14 protein-coding genes are annotated in these 24,466 nt (G+C 72.1%); 5 read left to right on the top strand and 9 right to left on the bottom strand.

Annotated features, from left to right (window positions below):
- The first annotated feature begins 32 nt into the window (after nucleotides 1-32).
- The 3 genes from ACFV18_RS00540 (at nucleotide 33) to paaI (ending at nucleotide 11,400) form a co-directional block, all read left to right on the top strand.
- A complete protein-coding gene (locus tag ACFV18_RS00540) occupies nucleotides 33-983 on the top strand; it encodes a hypothetical protein (RefSeq protein ID WP_380477957.1) in 951 nt (316 codons plus the stop codon).
- A gap of 4 nt (nucleotides 984-987) precedes the next feature.
- Nucleotides 988-10,830, top strand: a complete 9,843-nt coding sequence (locus tag ACFV18_RS00535; protein ID WP_380477956.1) for a hypothetical protein — start codon at nucleotides 988-990, stop codon at nucleotides 10,828-10,830.
- Nucleotides 10,831-10,989: 159 nt separating this feature from the next.
- Nucleotides 10,990-11,400 (top strand): hydroxyphenylacetyl-CoA thioesterase PaaI, encoded by a 411-nt coding sequence (paaI, locus tag ACFV18_RS00530; RefSeq protein ID WP_380477955.1) that lies wholly within the window; start codon nucleotides 10,990-10,992, stop codon nucleotides 11,398-11,400.
- Nucleotides 11,401-11,456: 56 nt separating this feature from the next.
- On the opposite strand, the gene ACFV18_RS00525 is transcribed toward paaI, so the two are convergent.
- Nucleotides 11,457-12,317 carry an ABC transporter permease gene (locus ACFV18_RS00525; RefSeq protein WP_380477954.1) on the bottom strand — a complete coding sequence of 287 codons (861 nt, stop codon included), beginning with the start codon at nucleotides 12,315-12,317 and terminating at the stop codon, nucleotides 11,457-11,459.
- The gene (locus tag ACFV18_RS00520; protein ID WP_380477953.1) at nucleotides 12,314-13,225 is read right to left on the bottom strand and encodes an ABC transporter ATP-binding protein; all 912 of its coding nucleotides are present in this window, start codon (nucleotides 13,223-13,225) and stop codon (nucleotides 12,314-12,316) included. Before ACFV18_RS00520 ends, ACFV18_RS00525 begins: the two co-directional genes overlap by 4 nt.
- Before the next feature lie 134 nt (nucleotides 13,226-13,359).
- On the opposite strand from ACFV18_RS00520, the gene ACFV18_RS00515 reads away from it, so the two are divergent.
- Nucleotides 13,360-14,559 (top strand): sensor histidine kinase, encoded by a 1,200-nt coding sequence (locus ACFV18_RS00515; protein WP_380477952.1) that lies wholly within the window; start codon nucleotides 13,360-13,362, stop codon nucleotides 14,557-14,559.
- The gene (locus tag ACFV18_RS00510) at nucleotides 14,556-15,221 is read left to right on the top strand and encodes a response regulator (protein ID WP_380477951.1); all 666 of its coding nucleotides are present in this window, start codon (nucleotides 14,556-14,558) and stop codon (nucleotides 15,219-15,221) included. Before ACFV18_RS00515 ends, ACFV18_RS00510 begins: the two co-directional genes overlap by 4 nt.
- 386 nt (nucleotides 15,222-15,607) lie before the next feature.
- On the opposite strand, the gene ACFV18_RS00505 is transcribed toward ACFV18_RS00510, so the two are convergent.
- The 7 genes from ACFV18_RS00505 to ACFV18_RS00475 are packed head-to-tail and all read right to left on the bottom strand — an operon-like array spanning nucleotide 15,608 to nucleotide 24,372.
- Nucleotides 15,608-16,864, bottom strand: coding sequence for a phenylacetate--CoA ligase family protein (locus ACFV18_RS00505; protein WP_380477950.1), 1,257 nt, complete (start codon nucleotides 16,862-16,864; stop codon nucleotides 15,608-15,610).
- Between the two features lie 22 nt (nucleotides 16,865-16,886).
- Nucleotides 16,887-17,726 (bottom strand): SDR family NAD(P)-dependent oxidoreductase, encoded by an 840-nt coding sequence (locus ACFV18_RS00500; RefSeq protein ID WP_380477949.1) that lies wholly within the window; start codon nucleotides 17,724-17,726, stop codon nucleotides 16,887-16,889.
- Complete coding sequence (locus ACFV18_RS00495) at nucleotides 17,723-19,006, bottom strand: MFS transporter (RefSeq protein ID WP_380477948.1); 1,284 nt, start codon at nucleotides 19,004-19,006, stop codon at nucleotides 17,723-17,725. The genes ACFV18_RS00500 and ACFV18_RS00495 overlap by 4 nt, the downstream gene beginning before the upstream one ends.
- Complete coding sequence (locus ACFV18_RS00490; RefSeq protein WP_380477947.1) at nucleotides 19,003-20,235, bottom strand: AMP-binding protein; 1,233 nt, start codon at nucleotides 20,233-20,235, stop codon at nucleotides 19,003-19,005. Before ACFV18_RS00490 ends, ACFV18_RS00495 begins: the two co-directional genes overlap by 4 nt.
- Complete coding sequence (locus ACFV18_RS00485) at nucleotides 20,232-21,230, bottom strand: RimK family alpha-L-glutamate ligase (RefSeq protein ID WP_380477946.1); 999 nt, start codon at nucleotides 21,228-21,230, stop codon at nucleotides 20,232-20,234. Before ACFV18_RS00485 ends, ACFV18_RS00490 begins: the two co-directional genes overlap by 4 nt.
- Nucleotides 21,227-22,657: a KamA family radical SAM protein gene (locus ACFV18_RS00480; RefSeq protein WP_380477945.1), complete on the bottom strand. Its 1,431-nt coding sequence runs from the start codon at nucleotides 22,655-22,657 to the stop codon at nucleotides 21,227-21,229. The genes ACFV18_RS00485 and ACFV18_RS00480 overlap by 4 nt, the downstream gene beginning before the upstream one ends.
- Nucleotides 22,657-24,372, bottom strand: coding sequence for a class I adenylate-forming enzyme family protein (locus tag ACFV18_RS00475; RefSeq protein ID WP_380477944.1), 1,716 nt, complete (start codon nucleotides 24,370-24,372; stop codon nucleotides 22,657-22,659). Before ACFV18_RS00475 ends, ACFV18_RS00480 begins: the two co-directional genes overlap by 1 nt.
- Between the last annotated feature and the right edge of the window lie 94 nt (nucleotides 24,373-24,466).

Raw genomic sequence — 24,466 nt, 5'->3', positions numbered from 1 at the left:
CCGCCGTCGATCCGACCTGACGAAGGAGCACCATGAGCAACGACGAGCAGGCCTGGTACGCCGCCACCGAACCCGCCGACACGGCCCGGCTGCGGGTGGGCACCGTCCTCCCCGCGAGCGTCCCGGTGGAGCCGCGCCACCAGGCCGTCCCCGCCGAGAAGCCCGACTGGATCAGCCCCGAACCGTTCCAGCAGGCCGAGGCCACCCCGCTCCGGCCGTTCGAGCAGCGGACGGACGCGGCGCGGATCGCGCCGGAGGCGTTCCAGCGGGACCAACCGGCCGCCCCCCTGCGGCCGTTCGAGCGGGCGGCGGGCGCCGCCTCGCCAGTGGAGCCCTTCGAAGGGGCGCAGACCCCGCGGATCACGGCTCGTGGGCTCACCCGGTCCGAACCGGCGGCCGCCGCGCACCCGGTGGAACCGGCGGCCGCCACCAAGGCGACGGAGCGGACGCCGGCCGGGGAGCACGCCACTGCCCCGCTCGCCGCCCGCGGGAAGCCGGACACCGTCGCGGCCAACCGGATCAGCACCAGGCCCGCCGCCGTCAACCGGGACTCGTCCGGGAACGCCGGCCAGGGCTTCCAGGTCGACCCCGCGCAGTACCGGGCCGCAGTGTCGCCGATGCTCGCCGTCGCCGAACAGGTCGGCACGCTGTACGCCGCGCTGAGCTCGTACCTGCCGTCGCTGGAGTCACAACACCCTTGGGGCAACGACGAGTCGGGCAAGCAGTTCGCCGAGGGCGAGAAGGGCTACCTGAAATACAGCAAGGACACCCTGGACGTCATCAAGGGCCTGCCGGCCGCCCTCAAAGGCATCGCCGACGGCCTGAAGGCGATGGCCGACGGCTACCAGGGCGCCGACGAGGGCGTCATCACCGAGCTGAACGGCGTGGACCCCGGCACCGCGCCGATGCCCGCCTCGCCGCAGTTGCCGAACTCGGCCCCCATGCGGATCACCCCGCGGACCCACGAGAGCGGAAGGCACTGACCAGATGGCTGTCGAACTCCCGGAGCCCCTCCAGTGGGTGCTCCTGCTGCTCGCGGGCTGCCGCTGGCCGGAAGCCGACGAGGACCAGCTCCGCGACATGGCCGACCACTGCCGAAAGGCGGCGGACACCCTGAAGGACGCCGCGCAGAGCGGCGACGCCACGATCAAGCGCGCGCTCGAAGGCCAACAGGGCGTTGCTGCCGAGGCGTTGGGCAAGTACTGGGAGAAGTACTCGGTCGGCAAGGGCACCGAACAGGACCCCGGCTACCTGCCCGGCGCGATCAACGCGCTCAACGGCATGGGCGACATGCTGGAGCAGGTGGCCAACTCCGCGGAGACAGCCAAGATTCAGATCATCGCCCAACTCGGCATCCTGGCCTTCGAGATCGCGACCGCAGAGGCCGAAGCGCCGTTCACCGCGGGCGCGTCGATGCTGGAGGTGCCCGCGTTCATCGCGGCGAGCAAGGCCACGGTCTCGGCAACGCTGAAGCTCCTGCTGAAGGAAATGATCGTGATGGCGGCCAAGCAGGCCGCCCAGATGGCCGCGATCAACCTGATGGCCCAGGGCATCGAACTCGCCGAGGGCCACCGCAAGAGCATCGACATGAAGGAAGTCGGAATGAGCGCGGCCGGCGGTGCCGCCGGCGGCGCCTCCGGCCACCTGATCGGCAAGGGCATCGGCAAGGCCGGCGAGAAGCTCGGCGTCGAGGGCGCACTCAAGACCACCGGCGGCAAGATGGCCACCGGCGCGGCCGTCGGCGTCGGCGCGGACGTCTCCGCCCAACTGCTCACCACCGGCAAGGTGGACGGCAGCTCCCTGCTCGGCTCCGGCCTCTCCGGCGGCGCGGGCGCAGGCCTGCACGCGGGCGCGTCCAAGATCAAGGGACACCTCGCCGCACCGAAGGCGGCGGAAGCGCCGAAGCTGCCAGGCGCCGGAGCGGGCACGGGCGCGGGCGCGGCCGCGGGCGAGCACGGTGGGACGCCCAGCTTCAGCAAGCCGGACACCGCCGGTGGCGCGTCCGCGTACCACGGGCCGTCCGGCGGTTCCGGGACGCCGCACAGGGGTTCCGGTGCGGGTGCGGACGCGGGCGCTGGTGCGGGCGCTGGTGCGGGCGCGGGCGCGGGTGCGGGCGCTGGTGCGTCGAAGGTGAACGGGCTGACCCCGTTCGGTGGGGGACGGGCCGGGGACGTTCCGTCCGCAGGTTCGTCGACCGCCGGCCACAACACGGCGCCGACGCCGACCCCGCACGAGCAGGCGGCGACGCACGTCCAGGAGTCGATCGCCCCTCGGGCCGAGTCGCGGTCGGTCGCACCGGTGCAGGAATCGGTGCCGCGTCAGGGTGCTGAGGCCGTTACTTCGCGCACTGAGTCGCAGCCCGCTGCGCCTGTGCATGAGTCGGTGTCGCGTCAGGAGAGTGTTGCGCCCTCGCGGGAGCAGGCGGTGCCGCGTGCTGAGTCGCAGCCTGCCGCGCCCGTGCACGAGTCGGTGCCGCGCCAGGGCACTGAGGCCGTCGCGCCGCACACGGAGTCGCAGCCCGCTGCGCCTGTACATGAGTCGGTGCCGCGTCAGGAGAGCGTTGCGTCCTCGCGGGAGCAGGCGGTGCCGCATGCTGAGTCGCAGCCTGCCGCGCCCGTGCACGAGTCGGTGCCGCGTCAGGGTGCTGAGGCCGTCGCGCCGCACACGGAGTCGCAGCCCACTGCGCCTGTGCATGAGTCGGTGCCGCGTCAGGAGAGCGTTGCGTCCTCGCGGGAGCAGGCGGTGCCGCGTGCTGAGTCGCAGCCTGCCGCGCCCGTGCACGAGTCGGTGCCGCGCCAGGGTACCGAGGCCGTCACGCCGCACACGGAGTCGCAGCCCGCTGCGCCCGCGCACGAGTCGGTGCCGCGTTCGGAGTCGGTCGCGCGGATTCACGAGGCGGCGCCCGGTCAGGAGAACGTGTCGCACGAGTCGGTCCCGACGCAGACCGCGCCGCAGGCGCACGGCTCGGTGCCGCGCCAGGAGAGCGTCACGCCCTCGCACAGCACGGAACCGGCTACCCCCGTGCAGCATTCGGCGTCGCGTCAGGAGATCGTCAACCCGGTTGCGGCGCACGACACTTCGACCGTTCACGAGCCCCTTCCGCAGAACGATCCGCGCGAGCCGCGCCCGAGCGGTGCGTCCGCGATGCCCAACCTGTCGGGCGTGCTCGGTGGCGCCGGGCAGTTGGCCGGGGCCGGTGGCGGCACCCATCTGGACGGCGGGACGCGGCTGTCCGCCGGGCCGGCCACGGCCCGTCCGGCGGGGCCGGAGCAGGCGGTCCCGCAGATTGTGCCGGACGGCCTGGGCGAGGCCCCGGCGACCACGGGCACCACGCAGAACCCGATGGCCGGTACGCCGATGGCGGGCGGGTTCGCGTCCGGCCCGGTCGGCGGCGCCGGTGGGCACGGCGGGGCCGGGGCCTCGGCACACGCCACGCCGTCCACGACCGTTCCGCAGCAGGGCGGGGCCAAGCCGGCCGCCACCCCGAACGCGGACACCCCGGCCGGTGCCACGATCCGCCCCGGCGCGGGCCGGACCCCCGGCGCGGGTCGTACCCCTGAGACGGGCCGGACTTCCGAGGCGGGTCGCACTTCCGAGGCGGGTCGTACCCCTGAGGCGGGCCGTATCCCTGAGGTGGGCCGGACTTTCGAGCTGGGTCGCACTTCAGAGGCAGGTCGTACCCCTGAGGTGGGCCGGACTTCCGAGGCGGGTCGTACCCCTGAGGTGGGTCGCACTTCCGAGGCGGGTCGTACCCCGGAAGCGGGCCGGACCCCCGAGGCGGGCAGCGACGCCAAGTCCACGGCGTCCCGGCCCGGCCCGGAGCAGGTTCGCGACCAGTTGTTGGACCGTCAGCGGCAGGAACGCCAGACGGAACTCGACCGGCTGGGGCGGGCGACGAACGTGCGGGATGCCGTCGAGCAACTCGGCGGTACCCGGCGGAACGTTCCCATGGTCCGTCCCGCCGACGCGGACCGGCTGCGGCAGGACATGCCGGGCATGACGCCGGAGCAGCGCGCCCAGGAACTTGCCAACCTGAAGCCGGAGCACCGGCGTTGGCTGGCTCGCGACCCGGAGTTCGTGGACTCCTTGAAGTCGGCGCTGCCCGCGAAGGACTTCGCCAAGGTGACGGCCGATCTGATCGTGCACGTGGACCCGCGGGCCGAACAGGCCGCGTCCGCACGTCACGAGGCGCAGCAGCAGGTCGCCCGGATGCTCCAGGACCCGGACACCGCCGCGCAGTTGATGAAGAACGGCGCGGACGTGGTGATCGTCCCGAAGGACGTCCGGATGCCCGACGCTCCGGGGCTGTACGAGCTGCGTGGTGTCACCAACGACACCGAGGCGGGCGGCGCTCGCGGCTACGACGAGATGCGTGGCTCGGGCGGCAAGCACTCCGCCGTCACCGAGGAGAACCTGCTCGGCGAGCACACCACGATCGGCGAGGGCAGCCACTACGAGGACGGATACTCCACCACCACGCACGAGTTCAGCCACACCGTGCACGAGTACGGGCTGAGCGAGCACGACAAGAAGGCGATCACGGACGCCTTCGAGAAGAAGACGAAAGCCGCCGAGGAGGCTGCGGACCCCAAGAACGGCAAGGTGCCCGTGCAGTGGCCCGACGGCAACACGCCCGGGAACTACTCCTCGCGGGACGAGCGGGAGTACTTCGCCCAGGCCACCAACGCCTACCTGGGAACCAACCGCGGCACCGACCCGTACACCGGTGAGCCGCGCAACAACGGCCCGGAGTGGGTGAAGCAGCACGAGCCCGATCTGTACCCGCTGCTGAAGAAGCTGTATGGCGAGAACCCGTCCGCCATCCACGACGGCACCGCGAACCCGGTGAACGAGACCACCGCGCAGAACGCCACGTACGAGGGCTTCCGCGAGTTCATGGAGCACGTGGACGGCACCGCCCCTGGCGACCGTCAGCCTCCGGCGGCCGAGCACCGGCCCCTGGCAGGTGAGAACGTGCCCCCGGCGGCCGAGCAGAAGCCGCCGACCGCCGAGCAACTGCCACCCCCGCCGCCGCGCGTCAACAACGCGGACGGTTCGGGGCAGAACCGGGCGAACGGGGACTACGAGCACAAGATCGACGGCAAGAAGACCTTCGAGATCCTCGACAAGTTCCTCAGCGACTCCCCGGAGTTCCAGCAGGTCCGCGAGCAGGTGCAGGGCTACGAACGGGCGGCGCTGAAGGACGACGACACGGCCGCGATGTTCACCCAGTACCGGATCGAGAAGCTCCAGCACGTGGATGTGCTGTCGCGCAACGCCGAGCAGCTCCCGAAGGCGATCGCCAAGGTCGACGAGCGGCTGCGGGCGGTCGACCACGAGCTGACCACGGGCAACCACCCACCCGAGAGGATCGCCGAACTCGAATCGCAGCGTGCGAGGTTGGAGACCACCAAGGCCGGCATCCAGGAGCAGCGCGACCGGATGGCGATCTTCGAGCACGAGCGGCTCAAGGACGGCGCCGAGAAGGACGCGCTGGCCAGGGCCCGGTACGAGGCCGAGGTCCGGGTCCTGCCGGGCAGCATTGAGCGGATCAAGGCCGAGCAGCTGCGCAACGACGTGCTGTTCGCGCAGGCCGATCAGCGCCGCGAGGCCGGAAAGCAGCCCACCGGCGAATACGGCAACAAGGTTCACAACGAGCGCCACGCCGACCTGAAGCGTCGCAAGGAAGAGCTGGCCGCCGACCTCAAGCAGCGCGAGGACGACCTGAGGAAGGCGGACGCGGAGGTCAAGAAGCCACCCGTGGCGGCGCCCCCGACGGGTGGCACCCGCAAGGGCGGAGTGGACGTTTTGGACAACAAGGCCGCCTGGGCGAAGTTCGACAAGGACTACCGCAAGGCGTTCGGTTACTCCGACCAGGGCGTGATGAGCCATCAGCCGCACGCCGAGAAGGTCTCGGCGCGGGTGAAGGCCGACAAGGTCGACATGACCGCGGCGAAGGTCAACCGCAACCATGTGATCGCCGACTACATGGTGCACAAGTACGTGACGGCGGCGGTGTTCAAGGCACGCACGATGGACGAGAGCAGCCATCGGGCCGCCTCGGACGCGTTCGGCGACTTCGTCTCCGCGATGGCGCCGGACCAGCACCGGATCTACGACTCCTTCGGCAAGAAGGCCCAGGCCCGGATCGGCGCGGGGGTCCACGACTTCATCCGCAAGGCGGCCGAGGCCCGGATCGGCGCGGGGGTCCACGACTCCATCGGCAAGGCGGCCCAGGCCCGGATCGACATGGAGGCCTACGACCATGCCGGGCTGAGGAACCACGACCTGACCCGCACCCCCGACACTGTCGACCTGACGGCGACGTACGGCAACGAGCGGCTGCCGGGCGCGTTCGGGACCACCGGCATCACCGACCGCGGCAGTGCCGAGACGGCGGCGAAGAACCTGGAGCGCGAGCTCGGCCGGTCAGGCCTGGACGTGCCCGCCCGCGAGCAACTCGACCGGCTGAACGCCGCGGTGGCCGAGGTGCGCCCGGACAGCCCGACCGCCAAGCAACTCGCCGACGTGCACGCGGCGGTGGGGGCGGTCCACCAGAAGATCAAGGAGCAGGCGGTCGACGACCTGGCGCTGGTCCACGGCGTCACCGGGCCGCAGAAGCTGGACGAAGCAGCGGCCCTGCTGAGCAAACTCGCCGAGGGCAAGGGCGGGCCCCGGACGCCCGAGCAGCAGAAGCGGTTGGCCAAGACATTGGACGACCTGGCCGACCACCTCCAGGCGGCCCGCAAGGACCCGAAGCCGGTCCGCGACTTGGCGAGCGACCTGCGCGACCACCCGGACCGGCTCACCCCGCGCCGGTACAGCGACGTCGCGGACAAGCTGGCGAAGGACCGGCCCGGCGTACGACAGCACGAGGTCGACACACTGCTGAACGAGCAGGTTCCGAAGGGCAAGACCCCGAGGAAGCCGGAGGCTCCGGCGGAGAAGGAGGTGACCACCGCGAAGGAGGCGGTGACGGATCGAGAGGAGAAGATCGCCGAGGCCGAGGGGGAATTGGCGGCCGCCAGGACCGCGCACACCACCGCCGAGCAGGCGGCCGCGAAGTCCGCCAAGCTCGCCGAGGACTCCCCGACGGCCGCGAACAAGGCCCGCGCGGAGGCGGACGGCAAGGCCGAGAAGAAGGCCAAGGACGAGGCCGACAAGGCGGCGAAGAAGGTGGCCGACGAGAAGGCCAAGCTGCCCGGTGCCCAGCAGACCCTGGCCACCGCCCAGGCACTGCGCGACCGGGTGAAAGAGGTCTACGACGGCCAACTGTCGGGCGTCACCAAGCCCTCGGCCGCGCAGAAGGCGGCTGCGGGCCGGGTGGCCCGGGCGACCGTCGATCTGGAGACGGCGGGCAAGCAGTACGGCGGCTCGTACCCGCGCACCGGGGACGGGGAGAACCACCCGGCCGCGATGTTCGAGCAGGCACTGACCGCGCACCTCGACGACGTGCCCGCACTGGTCGAGAAGATCACTGCCGACCTGTCCAACAGCGCCTCCAACCTGCGGTTCGGCGACGAGGCGGTGAACAAGTGGATCCAGAACTTCCTGGACCCGCACATCATCCGCGAGCCCGACCTGCTCACCGCGGTCGCCCACGAGCAGCTGCCGCCGGAGGTGCTGTACACGCCGCACACCGCCGACCTGTTGCAGGCGGTCCGCAGCCTGGAGGCGAACGGCCTGGTGCCGCCCGAGCTGCGCGACCTCATGGCCCCCAAGACCCAGGCCGACCTGGAGCAGCTGCGGACGGCCGGGAAGCTCAGCGACAGCGCGACGACCATCGTCGAAGACCTCGGCATCCCGTCCCCGCACGCCGCCAAGGTGCCGGTCGCCTCGTCCGGCGACTTCGCCAGCCGCGCCGACACCGCCAAGCTGACGGACGAGCAGCTGAACCGGCTCGGCGTGGAGGGCCTGTACCGGCCCGACCACGTGCCGCAGCCGGCGCCCGACCACGACGTGGTGATGGCCGACGCGAGCCAGTCCACGGGTCACACCCCGGACGGGGACGTGCAGATGCACGACGGGACGGCCGACCTCGCGCGGCCCGAGCGGAAGCGCCGCCGGGACGACAGCGAGTCCGACGGCGAGGGCGAGCCCGGGCCGGACGCCGTGCGCCGCCGCCTGAACGACCTCAACCTGACCGGCCCCACCCCGCCTCCGCCGCCCCCGCCGCCGCCCGCCACCACCGGCCACGGCGCGGGCAGCGGGCACGGCGCGGGCACCGGCACCCGCGGCTTCGGCAGCCCGGCCGCACCGCCGCCGCCCCCGCCGGTGCGCAGCGTCCACGACGGCGCGTCGGCGGTTTCGCCCCAGTCGCCCGTCCATGCGGCACCGCTTCACGACGCGCCGTCCCATGCCGCGCCGCTGCACGAAGCGCCGCTGTCCGAAGCACCGTCGCACGACCGGCCGTTCGACGCCCAACAGCCGTTGCACGGCGAGCCGTTGCTGCCGCCGCCCGGCACGGTGGAGCGCTGGCTGGTGCAGGACCCGGCCGATCTGTTGTCGAAGGCGCCGGTGACGGTGAACTACGCCGACGGCGCGATGCAGCGGATGCCCGGACTGAACAAGCAGCAGGCGAACTCCTTCGTCGCGGCCGTCGAGAAGGCGGACCGGCACTGGTTCGCCCTGGTGCCGGACCGCACCCACGTCGGGGCGGGCAAGAACGGCTTCGTGCTGACCCCGGCCTGGGAGAAGTACGCCGAGCACGACCCGTCGTTCCCGCGTCCCCCGGCCGGCACCACGCTGCCCGCGCCGCAGCCCGACCACCACTACGTCACCGGTTCGTACGTGCCGTACAAGACCGGCCGCCCGGACCCGAACGTGCCCGGCGCGATCGGCAGGACCGTGGTCCCGCTGCACCCGGATCCGTCCCGGCCGAACGACTGCCTGGTGCTGACCGGCGGCATGAACGGCTGCGCGTTCGCGATCACCGATGTGACACCGCACGACTTCACCGTGTGGCACGTCCAGTCGTACTCGGCGTCCTCGAACCTGGAGATGACCGCGGACTTCCGGGCGACCAAGTCGGTCACCGACTGGTTCGGCGTCGAGGAGTACATGACGCCCGGCCAGTCGCGACCGTTCGAGGTCACCAACATGCTCAAGTACGGCGAGCACGGCTGGGAGGTGATCAGCCACGAAGTGGTCGACCACAACGGCGAGTTCGGGATCGGCCGGGAGAACCGGCGGCCGTTGAACTTCAACCCGCCGACCGAGGCCGACCGGGTCCGGATGACGGTCGGCACGTACGAGGCGACCGCCCGCGAGCAGCTGAGCAACTTCGACCGGGCCGCCGAGCTGGCGCTGCGCGACCTGGACCGCACCAGCCCGGTCCACGGGATGCTGGAGCAGCAGTTCGGGCAGCTGCGCGGTCACCTCACCGAGCAGCTGAACACCGTGATCGGGCTCCAACAGCCCGGCCACAGCCTGCAGGACGTGCGCAACACCGCCCAGCGGTTGGCGGACGGCGCCGCTCGGCACAACGCCGTCGCGAACGACAGCAAGCTGCTGATCGAGGGCTCGATGCGCACGCTGCTGGGCGAGACCGCCGGGCACGGCCCGGGCGCGGAACCGCACTCGCGGCAGGGGAGGATCGACACCATGCTGCGGGCGCTCGAACCGCAGAACGGTGGCCACTGGATCGAACGGATGAGCCAGGACAGCGAGAAACAGCTCCAGGCCCACAACGCCTCGGCCACCGGCGAGGGCTTCGGCTCGCCCGCCACGGGCGGGCATGGCACCCTGCCGGTCGAGCGCGTCGTCGGCCGGGACGTGGAGCCGATGGACATCGAAACCGCGCCGTCAACTGCTCGGCGCGAGACGGGGGTTGAGCGGGGCGGCAGCAGTGCGCCGCGCGAGGAGTCCTGCAACGGCCGCAAGCGCGGTCGGGAGGACGAGGAAGTGGCGGTGCGTCGGGAGACCGAGCCGGACGGGCCGCAGGCCAAGCGGCAGCGCACTCCCGCGTACGAGAACTCCGAGGCCGTCATGCATGACCGCGGGTACCAAGCGGTCGGCTCGCAGCACGAGTTGACCGGCCAGCTGGTCGACTACCTGGGCGGCGCACCGAAGTTGCATCCGCCGATGAGCAACTCCCTGCTCCAGAAGGTCAATCCGCACCAGACGCCGGTCCGGCCCGCCGAGGGCTTCCGGCCCGGCAGCGACCTGAACGCCTGCTTCGAGAACGTCGAGGCGTACCGGGACACCCACTTCGGGAGACCCCGGGTGTCCGGGCAGACCCTGAATGGCACGGTCGAGCCGATCCCCGGCAACGTCCTGTGGAAGCGGCACGACGGGCCCGCGCGGTTCGGCGAAGGGCCGGACGCGGTCAACGACTTGATGGCCAAGGTGAGGGCCGGCGGCAAGGGCAGCTTCGCCACCGTGCTGGGCGCCGGGCCGACCGGCGCCGGTCACGCCGTCGCGCTGGTCCACGACCGGGACGGCGTGCTGCGCTGGGCCGACCTGACGGACCGCCGGGTGGTTCCCGCGCGGCCCGGGGAGATGCCCTACAGCTTCGATTCCTCGTGGACGCTGTGGGCCTCCGTCGCGGACCGGCACGAGACCAACATCTCCGGGCCGCACGACCCGCAATTCATGGAGCGCTACAGCACGTTCACCCGCCGCGAGCCGTCGGGCGACACGTCCGAGCCGATGGACATCGACGACGGCTTCGGCGCCGAGCACGCCAACCTCGACCACGCCAACGCCGACCTCGACCACGCCGACCACGCGCCGAAGGAAGGTGCGGCGCACGTCGAGCGGAGGACGGCCGAAGGGCCGGTCGCGTTCGAGGATCCGACCGCCGGGGCGCAGAGCGGCTGGAGCGCCTGACCCACTCCGGCCGGAAGGCCGCCGGGACCCGTCGGTGCGGGCCCCGGCGGCCTTCGGTTTCGACAACCATCGTTTCGGCGTGGGGCGTTGACATCCGTTCGGTCCGGTCGATCTAATGCTGACGCCCGGGAAACGGGCAGCTCACCTGGGGGGAGCCGGATGGGAAGCACCAGGATCGACTCACTGTTCGAGCGCGACCGGGCCTGCCGGGGCGCGGGCATCGTGCTCGACGAGGTGACCGGCGGACGGGCCGTGGCCCGGATGACGGTCACGGCGGAGATGGCCAACGCGCACGGCATCGGCCACGGCGGGTACGTGTTCCTGCTCGCCGACGCCGCGTTCTCCTACGCCTGCAACAGCTACGGCCCGGTCGCCCTCGCCCAGGGCGCGCAGGTCACCTTCCTCGCCCCCGCCCGAATCGGCGACGAGCTGATCGCCGAGGCGGTGGAACGCACCCGCTCCGGCCGGCAGGGCGTCTACGACGTCACCGTCCGGAGCGTCGGCGGCACCGTGGTCGCCGAGTTCCGCGGCCAGAGCGTGCTGGTCGCCGGAGTGCCGCACAGCGCCTGACCGTTCAGGTGTGGTACGGCGCCTGGCTGTCCAAGAGCCGTGCAACACCCGACAGTTCAGACGTCGCGGCGGGTGCCGAACACCAGCGCGGCCAGCGCTCCGCCCACGGCCCAGGCGGCGTAGACCCACCACTCGCCGGCCGGATCCGCCGGGAACGGGATGTGCGGGTTGACCGGGGCGCCGACCAGGTCGTGCAGGACCTGCCAGGCGCGGAACGGCGTCGCGTGGAACAGGCAGGCCGACCAATGGTGGTTCTCGCTCAGGAAGTTGGGGATCAGCAGCAGCACCGTGACGGTGGCGACGATGGTGGCCACACTGTGCCGGACGACGGCCGCGATGCCGAGGCCGGTCAGCGCGCAGACCGGCGGCAGCAGGCTGGAGGCCAACAGGGCGCGCCAGATGCCCGGTTCGGCGATCGAGATGCCCGCGTGCTTGCTCGACAGCACCGCCTGCGAGGCCCAGAAGGACACTGCGGTCACCACCGTGCCGAAGGCCGTCATCACCGCCGTGAGCACGATGATCTTCGCGGAGAGCACCGCCGGTCGGGCCGGCACCGCCGCAAAGGTGGTGCGGATCTGGCCGGTCGAGTACTCGCTCACCAGCGCCACCGCGCCCAGGCACCCCGCGATCAGCAGGGTGGCGATGCACGCGTTGTTGGTGAAGGAGGCCGCCAGCGACCCGGCGGGCACGAAGAACTCCCGCATCCCGGACGTGAAATGGTCCCAGTCGTTCACGTCGGCGATGGCCGCGTTGACGTTCAGGAACACCAGCCCGAGCAGTCCGAGCAGCAGGCCCCAGCGGATCGACCTGAGCGAGATCAGTTTGAACCACTCGCCCAGCAGCAGGTCACGGAAGCGGGCCTTCGGTTCGTCGACCGTGAGCGGTGCGGGCGGGGCGACGGAGCTGAGCGCGGTCATCGGGATTCTCCTGCGAGGTATTCGACGCTGTCGGCGGTGAGTTCCATGAACGCGGTCTCCAAGGAGGCGGCGCTGGTGGCCAGTTCGCGCAGCCGCAGGCCGTGCCGGTGGGCCAGGTCGCCGACCGCGTCCGCGTCCAGACCGGTCACCACCAGCCGCTCGTCCCCGTCCGGCCGCACCTGCGCGCCGGCCCCCGTCAGCACGTCCGCCAGCGCGCCCGCGTCCGGCGTGCGGATGGTGACGCTGCTGCCCCGGCCGCGGGCGGCGAACGCGGACAGCGACTCGTCGGCGATCAGCCGGCCCCGGCCCACCACCACCAAGTGGTCGGCGGTGTGCTCCATTTCGCTCATCAGGTGGCTGGAGACGAACACCGTGCGCCCCTCGGCGGCCAGCCGCCGGAACAGGCCGCGCACCCAGCGCACACCCTCCGGGTCGAGGCCGTTCAGCGGCTCGTCGAACAGCAGCACCGGCGGGTCGCCGAGCAGCGCGGCCGCGATGCCCAGGCGCTGCTTCATACCGAGCGAGTAGCCGCCGATCCGCCGCCGGGCCACCCCGGCGAGCCCGACCTCCTCCAGCACCTCGTCCACCCGCCGCAGCGGGATCGCGTTCGTCCGGGCCAGCACCCCGAGATGGGCAGCGGCGCTGCGACCGCCGTGCACGTCCGAGGCGTCCAGCAGCGCGCCGACATGGCGCAGGCCGCGCGGATGGTCGCGGAAGCGGCGGCCCTGGACGGTGACGGTGCCGCTGGTGGGCTCGTTCAGCCCGATGATCATGCGCAGCGTGGTGCTCTTGCCCGCCCCGTTCGGGCCGAGGAAACCGGTGACGCAGCCCGGGCGGACGGTGAAGGTCAGGCCGTTGACGGCAACCGTGCGGCCGTAGCGCTTGGTGAGTTCGTTGACTTCGATCACGGGAACCACAGTTCCGTGTCGGCGCGTCGTCCCGCGTCGGCCTGCCGCCGACACCTTCGGCGGCCGGTGTCTTCCCAGGTTGTACGTCCCGGGTCCGACGCCTGCCGGGTGCGTGGCTGGCTACGATCACCCTCATGCCCGTGAACTCGCCCTCCCTGCTCCGACGCGTGACACCCGGCGGCTGGGCGGCGGTGGCCTGGACGGCGGGCCTGGTGTACTCCTTCGTGGTGCTGGTCCGGCTGCCTGGCGAGTCGCCGGACAACTTCTACCGCGGTCTGCTGCTGGCCGACGGCAACCAGATCTGGCTCGCCCTCAGCGCGGTGGCCTCCCTCGCCGGCTGTGTGCTGCTGCGCCGCAGGCCGCTGACCGCCCTCGGGCTGCTGCTGGCGGGCGCGGTGTTCGGCGCGTTCGCGATGCACTCCACCGCGATCGACGTCCCGCTGGTCCTCGGCCCGGACGTGGCGCTCTGGTACGTCGCGGCGACCCTGCCCCGCCGTCGGGCGGTGATCGCCTCCGGGATGGCCGCCCTGGTGCTGCTCGGCTACCCGATCGGACGGGTGCTCGCGGGCTTCGTCATCGGCACCTCCAGCGCGCTGGCCGTCCTGCTCACGGCCGTTGTCGCCGCCCTGCTCGGCAACTCCGCCGGGGAGTCCCGCCGGCATGCCGCCGAGCTGAGCGAGAACGCCGCCGCGCGTGCCGTCGCGGGTGAACGGCTGCGGATCGCCCGCGAGTTGCACGACATGGTCGCGCACAGCATCGGCATCGTCGCCCTCCAGGCCGGCGCGGCCCGCCTCGTCCTCACCACCCAGCCGGAAGCCGCCCGCGACGCACTCGGCCAGGTCGAGACCGCCAGCCGCGAGACCCTCTCCGGCCTGCGCCGCATGCTCGTCGCGCTGCGCGCCGCCGAGGACACCCCCGATGGCCGCCCCCCGCTCGCCCCCGCCCCCGGCCTCGCCGACCTCGACCGTCTCGCCCGAACCACCACCGCCGCGGGCGTCGCCGTCGAGCTCCGCTGGCACGGCGAACGCCGCCCCCTGCCACCCGAGGTGGACCTCTCCGCCTACCGTGTCGTCCAGGAGTCGCTGGCCAACGTGGTCCGCCACGCCGGGGCGCGCTCCTGCCAAGTGACCATCTCCTGCGGGGAGGATTCCGTGTCCATCGAGGTACTGGACGGTGGCGGCCGGCGCGGTACCCAGCCCGCCGGCGCGGGCTTCGGGATGCTCGGCATGCAGGAACGTGTGGCACTGCTGCACGGCACGTTCGCGGCCGGCCCGCGTCCGAGCGGCGGCTTCCGGGTGGCGGCGACCCTCCCCGTCACGGCAGGTGCCCGATGACCGTCCGCATCCTCCTCGTCGACGACCAGCCCCTCGTGCGCGCCGCCCTCTCCATGGTGGTCAAGGACGCCCCCGACCTGGAGATCGTCGGCGAGGCCGGCACCGGCGACGAAGCAGTGCGCCTGGCAACCGAGTTGACGCCCGACGTCATCGTGATGGACATCCGCATGCCCGGCATGGACGGCATCGAAGCCACCCGCCGGATCACCTCCGGCCCCTCCTCGGCCGCCCACGTCCTCGTCCTCACCACCTTCGACGACGAGGAGTACGTCTACGGCGCGCTCCGCGCCGGCGCATCCGGCTTCCTGGTCAAGGACATGGGCCTCGAAGAAATCCTCGCCGCCGTCCGCGTGGTCGCCGCCGGCGACGCCCTCCTCGCCCCCCGCGTCACCCGCCGCCTGATCGCCGACCTCACCGCCCGCCCCACGCCAGGCAGTTCACGGCCGCCGCTGGCCCTGACCGCCATCACCGAACGCGAACAGGAAGTCCTCACGCTGATCGGCAGCGGCCTCTCCAACACCGAGATCGCCGACCACCTCCACCTCAGCGTCACCACCATCAAGACCTACGTCACCCGCCTCCTCTCCAAACTGGACGCCCGCGACCGCGTCCACCTCGTCATCCTCGCCTACGAGGCGGGCCTGGTGACCACCTCCCGCTGACCCCGGGCCGCCCGGACAGCCCAGGGCGCGCGGAGCGTCAGCGGCCGAGCAACCACTGGGTCAGCGTGGCGATGGCATTGTCGGCCTCCTCCGCCGACTCCCTCGCGGAGTCGGATTCGAGGAGAAATGGTGGCTCGCCATTCGGCGAAGAATCGCCACCGGCATCACCGCCGCCGCCTGGCCCCGCATCGGCTCCGAGGGCGACCTGATCGGCAACGGCGCCCCCTCCCTCTGGGCCATCACCCCGCAGGGCACCCTCCAGACCTGGACCGGTTCACGCACCGGCACCCCGTCCGACCCCGCCTTCCCCCTCACCGGCCCCAACGCCTGACAGCCGCCCCACACCAACCCCGGCCGGGCCCGGCCTTTTGCTGGGCGGCGGGGGGTCAGTGGGTGGGGCGTTCGTCGATGACCTGGTGGAGTTTGCCGGTGCGGGGGTTGGTGGCGAGGTGGGAGCGGGGGACCCATTCGATGTGGAGGGGGTGGATGGCGCCGATGGCGCTTTCGGCTTCGTAGGTGGGGCGGGCGTCGAGGACGGCGCGGCGGAGGGTTTCGGTGAGGGTGGCGGGGGGTGGGGTGGTGTGGCCGAGGCGGATGATGAGGCCGTCGCGGCCCGCCCAGCGGCGTTGGACGAGTTGCATGCCGGTGATGTGGTGTTCGGGGTCGTGGGCGAGCAGGACGTCGCGGACCTGTTCGGTGGGCATGGAGACGATGCCGACCCGGGCGCCCTCGGTGGAGCGGCCGAGGAGGCGGAAGGTGCGGCAGGAGGCGTCGGTCCATTCGGCGCGGTCGCCCGCGGGGTAGCGCAGGATCGGGACGAGGGTGCGGAACAGGTTGGTGACGACGACGCGGCCGGGGACGCCGGGTTCGGTGATCGGCTCGCCGGTGGCGTCGTCGATCAGTTCGACCACCGTCCGGTCGGGGAACGCCTGGTGGACGCGCAGGTCGTCCCCGGCGGGGACGGGGCCGGCGACCAGGCCGGCGTCCACGGAGGCGTAGCCGATGGAGGAGAGCGCGGCGTTGGGGAAGGCCGAACGGAGCAGCGGGCGAAGGTCGTTGAAGAGGATGTCGCCGCCGAACAGGATCAGTTCGACCTGGGGGGCGGGCCGGTCCTGCTTGAGCAGGGTCTCGGCGACGGCGGAGAGCTTCATCGGCTCGCCCGCCAGCACGTCCGCGCCGAAGCCGTGGATGACGTCGGCCACGTATTCGTCGGGCGCGGTGGCGATCGGCAGCCGGACGTTGTCGATCGGCGCGTGCTGGAGGGCGTATTCGATGAATAGGAAGCCGCTGTAGAACTCGCCGGCCCGGAACAGGTTGGCGACCCGCTGGCCGGGCTTGAGGCCGGCGTTGACCAGGCCGGCGCCGAACGCGGTGACGGAGTCGAGGTGTTCGCCGCGGGTCCAGGGGGAGAACTTGGGCGCGCCGGTGGTGCCGCCGGACTTGTAGACGCAGGCGTCGGTGAGCGGGCCGGTCAACAGGCGGTTGTCGGGCCAGGAGTTGGCGGCCCAGAACGCGACCTGGTCGATGACGGGCAGGTCGGTGAGCGAGGTGACGACGGCGGGCACGTCGCGGTACAGCTCCTGGTAGAACGGCGAGTTGTGGCGGGCGTGGTCGACGAGCACCTGAAGTGGCCTGGCGGGCATGGCGGTTGCTCCTCAGTGGAGGTCAGGAGGTGGGGGTGAGGCCGATCCAGTCGTGGGCGAGGCGCTGGATCGTGCGGCCGTCGCGGTCGGCGAGCTTGGCGTCGAGGTAGGTCGCGGCCCAGGCGTTGGTGGGGATGCGGAACGGCGGCCGGTCCGCGGCCAGTGCGTGCACCACCGCGTCGGCGACCTCCGCGGCGGGCTGCCCGGCGTTCGCCCAGCTCTGCCCGAGCCGGTCGACGTACGCGCCGAAGGTTTCCGCGTAGGGGCCCGAAGCGGCTTGCACGGTACGGCGGTTGACGTCCGGGAAGTGGCCGAAGCGGGTGTCGGGGACGTAGCCGGGCACCACCATCGAGACCTGGACGCCGTGCGCGGCGGCGACGGGGGCGAGCGCCTCCATGAAGCCCTCGACCGCGAACTTGGCGGCGCAGTAGGCCTCGTTGAAGGGCTGGCCGATGACGCCGTGCACGCTGCCGATGGTGAGCAGCCGCCCCCCGGAGGCGCGCAGCAGCGGCATCGCGGCGCGCGAAACGGCCACCGTGCCGAAGAAGTTGACCTCCAGGTTGGCGCGCAGCGCGGCCGAGGTGGACATCTCCAGCGTCGGGTCGAAGTTGGAGATCCCGGCGTTGTTGACCAGCGCGTCGAGCCGGTCCAGGCCGGCGAAGCACCTGGTGATGGACTCCTCGTCGGTGACGTCGAGTTGCCGGACGAGGGCGTCGGGCGCGGCGGCCCGCAGGGCGTCGGCGCGGTCGGGCGAACGCACGGTGGCGATCACCGTCCAGCCGGCCCGGCTCGCGGCCGCCGCCGTGGCCAGCCCGATGCCGGACGAGCAGCCGGTGATCAGCACGACCCGACGATCCGTCATGAGGTGGCCTCCGCCGGCTCGGTGAAGCTGTCGGCGGCCTTCGGCAGGTCGGCGTCCATTCGGGCCTGGACGCCGAGCGCGGGCAGGAAGGAGCAGGCGGCCAGCAGGGTGCCGCCGACCATGGTCCAGCGGGTGGCGTCGAGGATGCCGAGCGGGCCGGTGAGCAGCGAGACGGCGAAGCCGCCCGCCAGTGCGGCGAGCGGGATGACGCCCCAGGTGGCGGTGCGGAACGCGGCGTGCATGACGCCCTGGTGCTGCGCGGACATCCGGGACTGCCGGGCGGGCGCGGAGCACACGTTGATGCAGGACATGAAGAAGCCGTAGCAGCCCATGGTGACGGCGATGACCGGCCCGGCGGGCAGCGCGGGCGCGGCCAGTACACCGAGGCCGACCAGGCAGTGCAGCAGCAGCGCCCACGCCATGGTTCGTCCGATGCCCAGGCGCCCGCTGATCCTCGGGGCGACCAGGGCGCCGAGCAGCGCGCCGACCGCGCCCGCCGACATCGCGGCGCCGAACACGCCGACGGTGACACCGAGGCCCCGGTAGGCGAACACCGGCAGCACGGTGACGAACACCGGCCCGCCCGAGTTCAGGGTGACGGCGGCCAGCACCACCCGGCGCAGCACCGGGTCCTGCCAGTTGAGGCGGAACCCCAGGGTGAGGCGCCGCCACACCGAGCCCTGCGCGACGGTGCGTTCGCCCCACGGCCGCATGAAGCGGAAGCAGGCCGCGGAGACCAGGTAGCTGGCGGCGTCCACCAGCAGCGAGGCGGCGCCGAGCGCGCTGTACAGGGCGGCGGCGATGGACGGCCCGGCCACCTCGGCGACCGAGCCGCTGCCCTCCAACCGCGAGTAGGCGCGCACCAGTTGCTGCTGCTCGACCACGGCCGGTACCGCCACCAGGTAGCCGACGTTGAAGAAGATGGTGGCGCCGGAGACGGCGGCGACGCAGCAGAACAGCAGCGGCGTGGAGAGGAAGTCCAGCCAGTAGGCGAGCGGGATGATGCCGACGGCCACCAGCCGGACCAGGTCGCAGACCAGCAGGGTGATCCGCTTGTCCCAGCGGTCCACCAGCACGCCCGCGATCGGCCCGAGCAGCGGAATGCCCAGGTACTGGGCCATCGCGACGATGCCGACCTGGAACGCGGACGCGTGCAGCACGAAGATCATCAGGGTGGGGACGACGAACACCGTCACCCGGTCGCCGACGTTGGAGATCGACTTGCCGAACCAGAACAGGTTGAAGCCCCGGCCGAGTTGCTCGGGCGCGTGCAGTCTCACGATTCCTCCCCGACCATAGGTGTCTCGTCCCGCACCACGAACGCGGCGGTCTTCCCGGTGCGGTCGTTGCCGACCAGCGCATCCACCACCCGGACCCGGACCTGCTCCGGGTCGTGCACGAAGGCCGTGCTCAACGTGAAGGTGGCGGACAGCAGTTCACGTCGCAGCGCGTCCGGATCGGAGAGCGCGCCGAGTACCAGGACGTCCACCTGCTTGGCGCGACCGCCCTGTTCGGTGATCACCACCTGGGCGCGCAGCACGCCCGGTTCGCGTTCCACCCGGGCGAGCAACTCGTCCACGTGCAGGCCGAGTCCGCGTACCTGCACCACGCTGTCGCGGCGGCCCAGCACCCTCATCGCCGGGCCCGGCCGGCCGCACCGGCAGGTGGTCAACTCGCCCGCGTCGCCGGTGCGGTAGCGCAGCACCGGGTTGAGCATCGCCGGGTCGAGGGAGGTGAAGTCGAGCAGGCCGCCGTCACCGACGTGCACCAGCTGGTGCGGGAAGGGGTGGAAGGTGTCGGCCGGACAGTCCGGGGTGTTGGAGCCCACCACCCAGGTCTCGGTGGAGCCGAACATGCCGTGCCGGCGGGCCTTCGGCGCGACGAGGGCCAAGTCCTCCTCCAACTGCGGCTGCCAGGCCTCACCCAGCCACAACACCTTGCGCAGCGAGGGGAGTTCGATCCCGGCGGCGCGGGCGTGCGCGAACCACAGCCGCAGCACGCTCGGGGTGCCGCCGATCGCGGTGACCTTCCGGTCGGCGAGGAAGCCCAGCCACTGCGGATACTCCTCCCGGGTGACCGACCCCAGCGCGATCACCCGGCAGCCGGACAGGTCGGCCAGGCCCGCCGCCAGGAAGTGCGCGCCCCACATCCGGCCCGCACCCCAGGCGTTGACGAAGATGTCGTCGCGGTCCAGCGGCTGCCAGTGCTCGAACACCTTGGCCATGTAGAACCCGGTCGGCGCGTACCCGACCTTCGGCGCGCCGGTCGAACCGCCGCTCTGGAACAGCCAGGTGGCGCCCTGTTCGGCGGTCGGCTCCAGGTGGGCGAGGGCCGTGTTCAGGTCGTCCTTGGCCAGCGGCGGCAGCGCCGCGAGCTCCGCCAGCGTGCCGGGCGGCGTGACCTCGGCGTACCGATCGCCGAACTCAGGTACGGTGCACAGCAGTTCGAGGTTGCGGCGGGCCACTGCCAGGCCGCCGGTGGCCTGCTCCTCGGTCAGCGAGAATCTCATCGAACCGTACCCCCGCTGGCCAGGAAGGCCGCGTGCGCGTCACGGTAGGCCGCGAACCGGGCCCGGGTGACGTCCCGCTGGACCGAGCGGTCCGGGTCGTCGAGATCCGGGGCGATCACCCCGTCCGGCTCCAGCTCGGAGAACCAGAACCGCTCCCCGTCGTGCAGGAAGTCCACGCAGAAGAACGGGATCGGCAGCTTCTTCGCGAAGTACGCCGTCGCGTCGGCGAGTTCGGCCGGGATCCCGCAGAACTCCATCGAGCCGCCGCGGCTCGCGTTCGCCACCGGCGACCCGGCCTCCGGGGTGCGCCGCAGCACCGCGTACGGCTTCCCGTCGATCACGTACACCCGGTAGTCCACCGTGCCGTCGCCCAGGTAGGGCTGGGCGACCAGGGTGGTGTCACCGCCCTGGGCGAGACTGGCCAGGCCGCGCACGTCCTCCGGCGACCGGGCCAGGCAGATCCCGCCACCGCCGCACCAGCCGGCCGGCTTCACGATCGCCGGGAACGTCAACCCGTCCAGCGCCACCTCGTACTGGTGCTTGGAGACGTCCCGGCCCGAGCCGATCCGCACCGACGGGATCGGCGGCACCGGCGAGTCGGCCAGGAACAGCATGGTCGCCAGCTTGTCGTTGCCCAGCAGCGACACCTGCGCCGGGAACGGCAGGTAGAACCCCGCCTGCTCCAGCACCGTGCACAGCGCGAGCTGATTGAACACGTCCATCGACTGGTACGGCAGCGAATACAGCGCCGTGATGAACAAGGTGTCCCCGGGCGTGACCAGCCGGTCGTCCACGTAGACCCGCGGCCGGCCCGGATCGGTGCCGTCCACCGTCACCGCCTCCGGGGCGTGCCGGGACCACTCCATCCCCATCCCGGCGGCGACCTCCGCGAACATGTCCCAGAAATAGTGCTTCCACATCGCCCCCGACCGGGTCGACTCCCGGTCCGGGAAGATCCAGCACATCCGGCGCAGCGGCGCCAGCGCCTCGCTCACTCGCCCTCCAAAAGGCCCACTAGTTCCCTGAGTTGCGCACCAGCACCGCGCGCCGCCCGCTCCGCCCACCAGGCGCGGCCCGCCGCCGGCAGCGTGTCCACCGGATCCACGTACGGGAAACGGCGGCCCAACTGCCCGTCCTCGCACCGCTCTTCGGCCGAGCCAAGCTCAACTGCGGTGCGGTAGTTCTTGGTCCAGTACGAGATGCCGCGCTCCCGGTCGTAGCCGACCGCCTGGTGCACCCAGCGCTTGCCGACCTGCGGCACGTCCGCGACCACCCGCGGCGTCGCGTACCCCGGCAGGTAGCCGAGGATCGCCTCCTGGAGGCGCTGCGCCTCGGACAGCGGCAGCCGCCAGTGCTCGGCGTTCGGGATCACGTCGCACAGGTAGAAGTAGTAGGGGAGGATGTTCGCCTCTCCCTGGAGGGCGAAACACAGGTCGAGCAGCGCCGCCGGGGTGGCGTTCACCCCGCGCATCAGCACGCCCTGGTTGCGCACGTCCCGCACCCCCGCGTCCAGCAGCCCCCGGGCGGCCTCGGCGACCAGCGGAGTCACCGAGGCCGCGTGGTTGGCGTGGGTGTGCACGGCCAGGTTGACCGACCGCCGGGCGGCCAGCCGGGCCACCCGCTCGACGCCCGCCAGCACCTTCGGCTGGAGCCAGTGCTGCGGCAGACCCACCACCGACTTGCTGGCCAGCCGGATGTCCCGCACCGAGCCCAGCTCCAGCAGCCGCAGCAGGAACGACTCCAGGCGCGGCCACGGCACGTTCGCCAGGTCACCGCCCGACACCACCACGTCCCGCACCGACGGGGTGCGCTTGAGGTAGTCGAGCATCTGCTCCTCGCGGTCGGCCGGCCGCAGCACCAGCCGTGCCTTGACCACCTGCGGGGTCGAGCGGCCGACCAGGTCCATCCGGGTGCAGTGCCCGCAGTACTGCGGGCAGGTGGACAGCAACTCGGCGAGCACCTTGGTCGGGTAGCGGTGCGTCAGGCCCTCCACCGCCCACATCTGCGCCTCGTGCAGCGAATCCCGCGCCGCCAGTGGGTGGCTGGGCCACTCGGGGTGCCGGTCGGAGCGTACCGGCAGCATGTACCGTCGCACCGGGTCCGCCAGGAACGCCTCGGTGAACGCCCCCGGATCCAGCGCGGCGCCCGCCGCCATGGTGTTCAGCATGTGCGGCGGCAACAGCACCGACATGGTCGCGAACTCGGCCTGGTCAGCGGCCAGTTCACGATAGAACCGGTCCTCCAGGAGCCGCCCGAAGAGCTCCCGCAGCTGCCGCTCGTTCTGCACGCAGTGCGCCCGCTGCCACTGCGGGTCCCGCCACTGCGCGGCCGTCACCTCCCGCCAGCCCGGCAGCCGCCGCCAGTCCGGTTCCACCAGCTCCCGCCGCACATACTGGTACGGCTGCCGAACCCGACGGTCCATCAGGAACGCGCCGCAGCAGATGCGGCGGGCGACAGCAGGCCGGCGTGCCGGGTGCGCAGCTCCCGCTTGAGCACCTTGCCCGTCGGGCCGAGCGGGAACTCCTCGGCGCCGGACGCCACTTGGAGTGCCGCCAGCTCCGCGAGACCGGCCTTCGCCAGCTCCGCGTTGGCCGCCTCCAACAGCCCGTCCGCGCTCGCCCCGTCCTGCAACCGCACCACGGCCACCGGCCGCTGGCCGCCGTCCGGGTGCGGAACGCCCACCACCGAACAGTCCTGCACCCACTCGGCGCAGTCGGCGAGCAGCACCTCCTCCAGCGGCAGGCTGTACACCGGCCCGTCCAGGGTGTCGATCACGTCCACCGTCCGGTCCAGGTGGAAGAACCGCCCCTCGCCGTCCCGGTAGGCCACATCGCCCGTCAGCCAGTACCCGTCGCGCCGGAACGACTGCGTCAACCGCTCGTTGTTCCAGTACCCCGGCGTGATCGACGGCGCGATGACGGCCAGCAGCCCGACCGTGCCGTCCGGGACCTCCACGCCGTCCTCGTCCAGCACCGCCGCCCGCTCCACCACCTCCGACGGCTTGCCCACGCAACGGTCGGCGCGCCCCGTCTCCGGCGAGGTGACCTGCCCGAACAGCGCCATGCCCATCTCGGACGACCCCAGCCCGTCCACGAACTGCGAACCCGGCAGCGCCGCCTGCCCGGCCCGCTCCTGCGGCAGCAGCCAGGGCCGGATCAACCCCGCCGGGCGCTCGCCGAGTTGAACCAGGCGGCGAATGTGCCCGTAGTGCGCGCTGTCGCCCGTGTTGAACCAGGAGTGCACCTTGGACGCGCCCACCACCGGCAGCTCGCCCGTCGCCAACTCCACGAAGGTGCGCGGGAACGAAGCCACCATGGTCGGCCGGAACGCCTCCATCACCGGCTCCACCGTGACCCGCCGCCAGTCCGCCATCACCACCGTCGGCAGACCCAGCAGCGTCGCCGTCAGGAAGTAACTCAGGCCCCCCGCGTGGGTGTGCGGCATCAACGACATCAGCCGGTCGGACGGCTCCGCCGGGAACCGCACCATCCGCGGCTGCTTGCCCTCCCAGAACTGCCGGTGCGCCAGAATGGTCGACTTCGGCGTGCCCGTCGTCCCCGAGGAGTGGATCAGCGCCACCACGTCCTCGGCCGCGTGCCGGTACGGGTACTCCTTGGGCAGCGGCGCCGACGCCGCGTCGAACGCCTGCACCTCGGCCGTCAACGACAGGAAACGCGGCCGCAGTTGAGGATCCTGCCGGTACGCCGAGGCCAGCCGGGTGGTGTCGTCCGCGACCACCCCCACCACGCCCACGTGACTCAGGTAGCGCACCATCACGTCGTGCCGCATCGCATCGTTCACCAGGGCCGGCACCGCGCCCAGCGCGGTCAGCGCGAAGAAGTGCAGCAGCGGCTCCAGGCCCTCGGCGATCACCACGCCCACCGGGTCGCCGGGCCGCACCCCGTTCGCGTGGTACCAGGCCGCGTACCGGTCGCGCAGCGCCACCAGATCCAGCAGGCTGTGCCCGCGCAGCACCACCTGCCCCCGGTGGTCCAGCCGGTGGCTGAACGCGAACGGCACCGCACGGTTGGGGTTCGCCTCGACCGCCCGGTCGAGGAAGTTGCCCGCACCCAGGGTCGGGTCGGACATGAAGCGCTCCCTGACGGCGAGCGGCGCGATGGATGTCTGATCGCTCATGGCGGTCTCCGGTCTCTTCGGTCTTCCGAAGCAGGACTCGACGCCCGGGCGCGCCCTCATGAAGCGCAGCCGGGCCGGGGAATGGTTGGGGGGC

The organism is Kitasatospora sp. NPDC059673, assembly GCF_042734215.1.
Lineage (GTDB): Bacteria > Actinomycetota > Actinomycetes > Streptomycetales > Streptomycetaceae > Kitasatospora.
Note: the sequence above shows the minus strand (reverse complement) of the source record. Positions and strands in the feature narration are given on the sequence as shown.